This window comes from Leucobacter albus (genome assembly GCF_039528015.1).
Taxonomy (GTDB): Bacteria; Actinomycetota; Actinomycetes; order Actinomycetales; family Microbacteriaceae; genus Leucobacter; species Leucobacter albus.
Genome location: NZ_BAAAKZ010000006.1, coordinates 105,912 through 112,536, shown reverse-complemented (window position 1 = coordinate 112,536; position 6,625 = coordinate 105,912). Strand labels below are relative to the sequence as shown.

General features: G+C 64.9%; 6 protein-coding genes. All 6 read left to right on the top strand.

Annotated features, from left to right (window positions below; translation table 11 throughout):
• The first annotated feature begins 224 nt into the window (after positions 1–224).
• The 6 genes from ABD115_RS08635 to mnhG are packed head-to-tail and all read left to right on the top strand — an operon-like array spanning position 225 to position 6,571.
• Entirely contained in the window at positions 225–3,104 is a 2,880-nt protein-coding gene (locus ABD115_RS08635) for a Na+/H+ antiporter subunit A (protein WP_343960286.1), read from the top strand.
• Between the two features lie 2 nt (positions 3,105–3,106).
• Entirely contained in the window at positions 3,107–3,553 is a 447-nt protein-coding gene (locus ABD115_RS08630; protein ID WP_343960298.1) for a Na(+)/H(+) antiporter subunit C, read from the top strand.
• Positions 3,550–5,238 carry a Na+/H+ antiporter subunit D gene (locus ABD115_RS08625; protein ID WP_343960284.1) on the top strand — a complete coding sequence of 563 codons (1,689 nt, stop codon included), beginning with the start codon at positions 3,550–3,552 and terminating at the stop codon, positions 5,236–5,238. Before ABD115_RS08630 ends, ABD115_RS08625 begins: the two co-directional genes overlap by 4 nt.
• Positions 5,231–5,791, top strand: a complete 561-nt coding sequence (locus ABD115_RS08620) for a Na+/H+ antiporter subunit E (RefSeq protein ID WP_343960282.1) — start codon at positions 5,231–5,233, stop codon at positions 5,789–5,791. Before ABD115_RS08625 ends, ABD115_RS08620 begins: the two co-directional genes overlap by 8 nt.
• Positions 5,788–6,096, top strand: coding sequence for an MrpF/PhaF family protein (locus ABD115_RS08615; protein WP_343960280.1), 309 nt, complete (start codon positions 5,788–5,790; stop codon positions 6,094–6,096). The genes ABD115_RS08620 and ABD115_RS08615 overlap by 4 nt, the downstream gene beginning before the upstream one ends.
• Positions 6,089–6,571: a monovalent cation/H(+) antiporter subunit G gene (gene mnhG / locus ABD115_RS08610; RefSeq protein ID WP_343960278.1), complete on the top strand. Its 483-nt coding sequence runs from the start codon at positions 6,089–6,091 to the stop codon at positions 6,569–6,571. The genes ABD115_RS08615 and mnhG overlap by 8 nt, the downstream gene beginning before the upstream one ends.
• The last annotated feature ends 54 nt before the right edge of the window (positions 6,572–6,625 follow it).

The window sequence follows — 6,625 nt, the reverse complement described above, 5'->3', positions numbered from 1 at the left end:
AGTAGGACACCGCCGAACATTTATTGGGAAAGCCCCGGAGCAATTGCGCTCCGGGGCTTTCGTCATTTCAGGGGCCTTTGCCATTTCGCGTGGAAGTATTTACGTACTCAATTCAAGAATTCCCACGGGATTGCCAGATGGGTCAGCCGGTCGCCCCTTCATCCGATAAACTGGAATTTGGGACGACGAAAAGAAGCGAAAGTGGGCAGCCAATGGGCGCGATGATGGGTGCAATTCTCCTCCTCGCGTTCGTGTCTCTGATTTCTCACCCGCTCACCAAGCGCCTCGGGCGGCGGGCCTTCCTCGTGCTTGCCGCGCTCATGGCCGGAGCGTTCGCGGTGTTTATTACTCTCGCGATTCCGGTCTTTGCTGGCAACACCCTCGTCGAGCACGTTGAGTGGATTCCGCAGCTCAACATGGCGCTCACGCTGCGGCTCGACCCGCTCTCAGCGCTGTTCTCGCTGCTGGTTACCGGCGCCGGCGCGCTCGTGCTGCTGTACTGCGCGAACTACTTTGACGACGGCGAGCTCGGCATTCCCCGCTTCGCCGGTGTCTTCATGGGGTTTGCGACGAGCATGCTTGGCCTCGTCGTCGCAGACAACGTCTATTTGCTGTTCATTTTCTGGGAAGCGACCACGGTATTCTCCTTCCTGCTCATCGGGCACGTCACGCGTTTGCGAACCGCGAACTCCGCGGCGCTCCAGGCCCTGATGATCACGACGCTCGGCGGGCTCGCGATGCTCGTTGGCTTTGTGCTGCTCGTGCAGGCCGGGGGCACACCCCTGCTCTCCGAGATTATCGCCAGCCCGCCAGAGGGCACGCTGGTGACCGTCTCGGTGTATTTGATCTTGCTCGGTGCGATCTCGAAGTCAGCGATTTTCCCGTTCCACTTCTGGCTCCCGGGCGCGATGGCTGCGCCGACCCCGGTGAGCGCGTACCTGCACGCAGCGGCCATGGTCAAAGCCGGGGTCTACCTCATCGCCCGCATGAGCGAGCCATTCGCAGACGTGCCAGGCTACCGCTGGGCGCTGGTGATTCTCGGCGGCATCACTATGCTCGTCGGCGGGTTCCGCGCGCTGCGCCAGTTCGATATCAAGCTCATTGTCGCGCAGGGCACTGTCAGTCAGCTCGGCCTCCTCGTGATGGTGATCGGCGTCGGCGACCCGCGCGTGACGTTTGCCGGCCTCGTGCTGCTGTTCGCCCACGCCGTGGCGAAGGCACCACTGTTCTTGACGGTCGGCATCATCGACTATTCGACCGGCGTGCGCGATCTGCGCCGTCTCAGCGGGATTGGCCGTCGGTTCCCAGCTCTGCTTGGCGTCGCGATCGTCGCCTCTGCGTCGATGGCTGGCGTGCCGCCGTTCTTCGGCTTCGTCGCCAAGGAGGCTGCCTTCGCCGAGCTGCTCGAGGTCGGTCACGAGCACCCCGTGGCGATCGTCGCCCTCGTGGTCGCGGTGATCGGCAGTGTTCTTACCGTGGCCTACATGGTGCGTTTCTTGTGGGGAGCGTTCGCTTCAAAGCCCGGTGTGGCAGACACTCCGCTCGAAACGCAGGTTGCGCGGTCGATCGTCATCGCCCCGGCGCTGTTTGCAGCCGTCGCGGTGTTCTACGGCGTGGCGTCTCCGCTGCTCGATCCGCTCGTGCGCGCCTCTGTGCCGCTGACGCCGCTCGGTGCCCCCGAGCACCTCAGCATCTGGCACGGCTGGACGGTTCCGCTGCTTCTGTCTGGCGTTATTTTGTTGCTCGGCGTGCTGCTCTTCTTCCCGGCGCGCAGGCTCGCGGTGACGCTGCCGCCGCCATCTGAGCGGCTGTCTGGCTCACACGCATACTGGGTCGCAACGCACATGCTCGACACGATCGCCGTGCGGTTCACTTCGCTGACCCAACGCGGCTCGCTGCCGTTCTACCTCGCGGTCATTCTTTCGGTGATGGTCGTCGCGCTTGGCGGCACCGTGCTCTCCGTGCAGCAGTGGCCAGAAGAGATCTCGTTCATCTCCAGCCCCGTCGACATTCCCATCGCCATTGTCATGATTGTCGCTGCGCTCTTCGCAATGCGTGCCCGCACCCGGTTCCAGGGCGGCCTACTCGTTGGTGTGACGGGCTACGGCATGGCGACAATCTTCGCGCTCCATGGCGCCCCTGATCTTGCGCTCACCCAGCTGCTCGTCGAGACGGTCACCCTGATCGCGTTCGTGCTTGTGATTCGTCGCCTGCCGGCGCACATGGCGCAGCGGCCGCGTCGCGCGACGCGGGTGTTTCGGCTCGCGCTCGGCCTCGGTGTCGGGCTCGTGCTCGGCGCAGTCGCCGTCGTGTCGCTCGGCGCGAGAATCGCCGACCCGATCTCGGCGGCGCTGCCGCAGCTCGCTGTCGAGGGTGGTCACGGCTACAACGTCGTAAACGTCATGCTCGTCGACATACGCGCTTGGGACACGATGGGGGAGCTGTCGGTGGTGCTTGCGGCCGCGACCGGCGTGGCCTCGCTCGTGTTCCTCAATACCCGAGTCGATCAGAGCCCGCACCTGAGCCGCAGAGAAGCGCGTAACGCGACGCGCGCCCACCTGCTCCGTGTCGCCGATCCTGAGGACCCTGCGAGCCGCATGAACTGGCTTCTTGCCGGCAATTACCTGCGGCCGGAGCGGCGCTCGATCATTCTCGAGGTTGTCGTGCGGCTGGTCTTCCACGGCCTCTTGATTCTGTCGGTGTTCTTGCTGCTGTCGGGCCATAACCTCCCCGGTGGAGGGTTCGCTGCCGGGCTTGTCGCGGGCCTCGCCCTCGTGGCGCGGTATCTCGCGGGCGGGCGCCACGAGCTGCGCGCGACGGTGTCGCTCGACGCCGGCCGCATTCTCGGCATCGGGCTTGCGCTCGCGGTCTCGATGGCGATCGTGCCGCTCTTCTTCGGCCAGCCGGCGCTGTCGTCGAGCTGGGTCGATCTCGACCTCGGCCCCTTCGGGTCGCTGCCGCTCGTGACGTCGACACTGTTCGATATCGGCGTGTATCTGGTGGTCTTTGGGCTGGTGCTCGATGTGCTGCGCAGCCTTGGCTCCGAGATCGATGAGCACGAGGAAGCAGACAACGCAGAATTTGCAGAGGAGGCCGCACGGTGACAATGCCACTCGTTCTCGTCGCCGTGATGGTGGTCATGTATGTCGCGGGCGTCTACCTGCTGCTCGATCGCAGCCTGACGCGCATTTTGCTCGGCTTCTTGCTCGTCGGCAACGCGACTAACCTCCTGATCTTCCTCATGTCGGGCGACTTCGGCGCAGCTCCGCTCGCCGGGGGCGAGGAGCCCATCAGCGATCCGCTCCCGCAGGCCTTTATTCTCACGGCGATCGTGATCACCTTCGGCGTCGGCGCGTTCTTGCTCGCGCTGATCTATCGCTCGTGGCGCCTCGCACGCGTCAGCGACGACCATGTTGAGGATGACGCAGACGATCTCGCGATCGGTAGCGCGGAGGCGCTCACGACCGGTCAGGTGACCGAAGACGACCTCGAAGACGCCCCCGAGTTCGAAGAAGACGTGCCAGAAGACGACCCCGAGGAGGTTCGCAAGTGACATTCCTCGTTCCCATTGTCGTGCTGCTCCCGCTCGTGGGGGCGGCGCTCGCCCTCGCGGTGCCGGGCCACCGCGAGCTGCAGCGAGGCATCACTCTCGTCGCGCTGACGGCGAGTTCGGTGCTTGGCGTGCTGCTCATGTTCGTGGTGGATCGCGGCGGGCCGCTCGTCATGCAGGTTGGCGGCTGGGCGGCGCCCTACGGCATTTCGCTCGTGGTGGATCGCGTCTCCGCGCTCATGCTTGCGGTGTCGGCTGTGGTGCTGCTCGCGGTGTTTATCTTCTCGATCGGGCAGGGCCTCGCCGATGGCGATGAAGAAACCCCCGTGTCGATCTACTACCCGACGTACCTCGTACTGGGCGCCGGCGTGTTCAACGCCTTTATCGCCGGTGACCTGTTCAACCTCTACGTTGGCTTCGAGATTCTGCTCGTGTCGAGTTATGTGCTCATCACGCTTGGCGGCACCGCGCCGCGCATTCGCGCTGGCGTCACCTACGTCGTCGTCTCGCTCGTGTCATCGATTCTGTTTCTCGCGGCGATCGGCCTCGTCTACGGCGCTACCGGCACCGTGAACATGGCGCAGCTCCAGACCCGCATCGCCGAGCTGCCGAGCGATCTGCAGCTCATCTTGAACCTCGCACTGCTCATCGCGTTTGGCATCAAGGCGGCAGTCTTCCCGCTCGCGTTCTGGCTGCCAGACTCCTACCCGACCGCGCCCGCGCCCGTCACCGCGGTGTTTGCCGGGCTGCTCACCAAGGTTGGCGTGTACGCAATCATTCGCACGCAGACTATGCTGTTCCCGGAGTCGAGCGTCGATCCGCTGCTCATGGTGATCGCGGCGCTGACGCTAATAGTCGGCATTTTGGGCGCGATCTCGCAACTCGACGTCAAGCGCATGCTGTCGTTCACCCTCATCAGCCATATCGGCTACATGATCTTCGGCATCGCGATCGCGACGTCGGCGGGATTCGCCGCGACGATTTACTACATCGCGCATCACATCATCGTGCAGACCACGCTCTTCCTCGCCGTTGGCCTGATGGAGCGCCAGGGCGGCACCACGTCGCTCTCGGGGCTTGGCGGCCTGATGCGCAGCGCCCCGGTGATCGGCGTGCTGTTCTTCATTCCTATGCTCAACCTCGGCGGCATTCCGCCGTTCTCTGGCTTTCTCGGCAAGGTGGGGCTGTTCACTGCCGGCGCTGATCTACAGACCCCGGCAGCCTACTGGCTGATCGGCATCGGGGCGCTCGTGTCGCTGCTGACGCTGTACGCGCTTGCCCGGGCCTGGGTGCTGGCGTTTTGGCGCCCGCGGCCAGCCAGCGCCGGCGGGGCAGCTGCGGGCCCAGCCAAGGAGCCCGCGAAGGAGCCAGCGAAGCCGCCCTCGACCGAGGCGCTGATGCTGCGGCAGCGCGAACAGGCGATGATCGAGCGACTGCAAGACGCCCCAGACGCGGCCCCAGCGCAAGAGCAGCGCCGCATCCCGAGGCTGATGGTCGGGGCGACCGCGGGCATGATCGGCGTCAGCTTGATTCTTACCTTCGCCGCTGGCCCGCTGTTCGGCTACGCAGAGCGCGCCGGCGACGACCTCGCCTCGCCCGAGTTGCTCGCTGAGCTCGTGCTGCACGGCGAACAGCCAAACGGTGGCAGCGGTTCGACCGCTGCCCCTGAGGAGGCCGCTCATGGCTAGGCGCACGCCCCGCACCGTCACCGGCATGGAGTTCATCGTTCGGTTCCACGAGCTGCCGCTGCTTGTCGGCCTCGTGGTGCTCTGGATGATGCTCTGGCAGGAGGCCTCGCTGCTCTCGCTCGTGAGCGGCATCATCGTGTCAATCGTCATGATGCGAGTGTTCTATCTGCCTCCCGTGGCCCTCGCCGGGAGGTTCAACCCCTGGTATGCCCTCGGGTACCTCGGGTATTTTCTCTGGAACCTGTCAAAGGCGTCGTTTGAGGTGGCGTGGCTGGCGCTTCGCCCAGGCCCCGTTCCCATGACCTCGATTATCGCGGTTCGCCTGCGCACGAGCTCTGACTTCATTATCACGATCGTGGGTCTGACGATTTCGCTCATTCCGGGATCGCTCGTTGCCGAGGTCGATCGCTTCGGGTCGACGCTGTACCTGCACGTGCTGAACACGCCATCGCAGAAGCAGATCACGAAGATGCGACACGACGTCGCGACAATTGAGCGGTTGCTGATTCTCACGCTCGGCTCCAAAGAAGAAGTGAAGGCGGTGCGGCGATGACCTTTGCGGTGCTCATGTTTGTGCTGGTGGGCGTCGGCCTGACGTTTACCGCGCTCGCTGCGCTCGTGCGCATTGTGCGCGGCCCCACGATTCTCGACCGCATGGTGGCCTCGGACGTGCTGCTGACAACAGTGATCTTGGCGCTCGGCGCTGACATGGTCGCGCGCCAGCACACAGACTCGATTCCCATCATGGTCGCCATCGCGGCGACCGCGACCTTCGCGACAATCGTTGTCGCGCGATATGTCAAGCGGCGCAACGAGCTTGAGGTTTCAGACTCGGTGGGGGAGACAGAGCATGTTTGACACGATTCTCGACGCGCTCGCCGTGATTTGCCTGCTGCTCGCCGCGATGCTCTCTGCGGCGGCGGGCATCGGCCTGCTGCGCTTCACCGATTCGCTCAGCCGGCTCCACGCGGCGACAAAGCCGCAGATCTTCGGGTTGCTGCTCGTGATCGCCGCGGTCGCCATCGATCAGCGCTCGCTCGGGGTGTTTCTCGCGCTCGTGCCGGTGTTTGTATTCCAGGCGCTGACAGCGCCGACGGCGGCGCACATGGTTGGGCGCGCTGCCTACCGTACTGGGCAGCTCGACTCCCGCACGATTCTCGTCGACGAGCTGGGCCCGGCAGTCGCGCGGGCAACCGCGAAGGCCGCGGAGCAGGATCGCGAGCAGGCGCTCGCCGAGGCCGCACGTGACCGCGAGATTGAGGCAGAGCTGGCGGCAGAGCGCGACGCGGAGCGTGACCGCATCAAACCGGTGCGGCCCCCGACGCTGAGCTGACGGGCATCTCGAGATACGCGAAAAGGCGGCCCCTCCGATGAGGGGCCGCCTTCT